Below are 1,068 nucleotides of genomic sequence, written 5' to 3' on the forward strand. Positions count from 1 at the left end.
AAAGGTGTCCAAGGTGCCAGAGCTATGCCGCGAACATGGTATGAGCTCCGCTCAGTTTTATAAGTGGCGTGCAATTTGGCGGTATGGATGCATCATGATGAAACGGCTCAAAGAGCTTGAGGACGAGAATAAGCGTCTTAAAAAAATGTACGCAGAAGAACGCCTCAAGGCTGAAATCCGCAAGGAAGCCCTAGAGGGAAAGTTATAAAGCCATCTCAGCGCAAGGAGATGGCACGTGCAGCCATTCAACGTCACGGGATCAGCATTCGTTTTGCCTGCATCACTATGGGTATTAGCGAAAGTTGCTTTCACTACCAGTGCAAACTCAGCGGCGAGAATGCGTTGGTTGCTGACTGGTTGTTACGCCTGACTGAAACTCACCGACGCTGGGGGTTTGGTTTATGCTTTTTGTATTTGCGTAATGTGAAGCACTTCACCTGGAATCACAAGCGGGTTTATCGCATCTACAAAGCGCTTGAGTTGAACCTGAGAATCAAACCAAGGAGGCGCATTAAACGTGATAAGCCGGATGCGTTGAGCGTACCCACAGCTATCAACCAGGTATGGTCAATGGATTTTATGTCGGACAATCTGTCCGATGGCCGGTCACTGCGCACCTTCAATGTCATTGACGATTACAACCGTGAAGGTTTGGGTATTGAGGTTGATCTGTCACTGCCGAGCCTACGCGTTATACGGGCGCTAGAGCAAATGATTGAGTGGCGTGGACAGCCTGCTGCCATTCGCTGTGACAACGGTCCTGAGTATATCTCTGGTGAGCTGATAAACTGGGCAGAGAAGCGTCGAATCACGCTACTTTACATTCAACCAGGTAAGCCAACACAGAACGCGTATATTGAACGATTTAATCGGACAGCACGCCACGAATGGCTCGATTTACATCTGTTTGATAGCGTTGAACAAGCACAACAACTTGCGACAGAATGGCTTTGGCTTTATAACAATGAACGGCCTCATACGGCTATCGGAGGCGTACCTCCTAAACAACTATTGCAAGCGGCTTAACTTTCTACGAATAACTGCTGCTTAAAATGGGGGGATTACAAA

General features: G+C 48.0%; 1 protein-coding gene. It reads left to right on the forward strand.

What is annotated here, in order from left to right; all coding sequences use genetic code 11:
- Positions 1–1,026, forward strand: a protein-coding gene (locus tag D791_RS18600) for an IS3 family transposase (RefSeq protein WP_420329363.1) whose coding sequence is annotated in 2 segments (ribosomal slippage) — positions 1–194 and positions 194–1,026 — 1,027 coding nt annotated over the 2 segments. Because the reading frame shifts where the segments join, the coding sequence is not laid out codon by codon here. This gene is flagged as partial in the annotation.
- Positions 1,027–1,068 lie beyond the last annotated feature (42 nt).

The sequence above is a fragment of the Nitrincola nitratireducens genome, from assembly GCF_000585235.1.
In the GTDB taxonomy this organism is placed as follows: domain Bacteria; phylum Pseudomonadota; class Gammaproteobacteria; order Pseudomonadales; family Balneatricaceae; genus Nitrincola; species Nitrincola alkalisediminis.